This window comes from Rothia sp. 27098_8_161, assembly GCF_041432905.1.
Taxonomy (GTDB): Bacteria; Actinomycetota; Actinomycetes; order Actinomycetales; family Micrococcaceae; genus Rothia.
Map to the genome: position 1 here is coordinate 1 of NZ_JAPWAL010000076.1, position 619 is coordinate 619.

The 619-nt window shown below is 61.4% G+C and carries 1 protein-coding gene; it reads right to left on the reverse strand.

Annotated elements, in window-relative coordinates; all coding sequences use genetic code 11:
* On the reverse strand, window positions 1-619 hold a 619-nt coding region (locus O3648_RS08475), incomplete at both ends, for a DEAD/DEAH box helicase (protein ID WP_371569616.1).

Consider the following 619-nt stretch of genomic DNA (forward strand, 5'->3'; position numbering starts at 1 on the left):
GCGGCAGCGAAGCCACGGTGCACCAGCTCCTCCGCCACGCGGGCAGCATCACGCTTGGTCTTGGTGAAGATGACGGTGCGGCCGCGACCGGTAGCGCGCAGAATGCGGCCAATCATCTCGTCCTTATCCAGGTGATGTGCACGGTAGACGACCTGGCGGATCGATGCCTTAGTCTTCGATGCGTCCTCGGGGCTAGCGGCACTAATACGCATGGGCTTGGTCATGTACTGGCGTGCCATCGCAATGACCGGGCCGGGCATGGTTGCGGAGAACAGCATACTCTGGCGGTCCTCGGGCAGGTAGCTGAGAATCTTCTCAACCGACGGCTGGAAACCCAAATCCAGCATTTCGTCAGCCTCATCGAGGACCACAATCTTGACCTGCTTCAGGTTCAGGAAGCCCTGCTGGTACAGGTCGATAATGCGACCGGGGGTGCCTACTGCAACCTCCAGGCCGCGGCGCAGCAACTCAGCCTGAGGCTCAATCGGCACACCACCGTACAGGGTAGCGATGCGGGCGTTGCGCAGCTTCGCAGCAATCGCCAGATCCTCACCCACCTGAATAGCAAGCTCACGGGTCGGAACCAGAATCAGCGCCTGAGGTGCGCCGGGGTACTCCA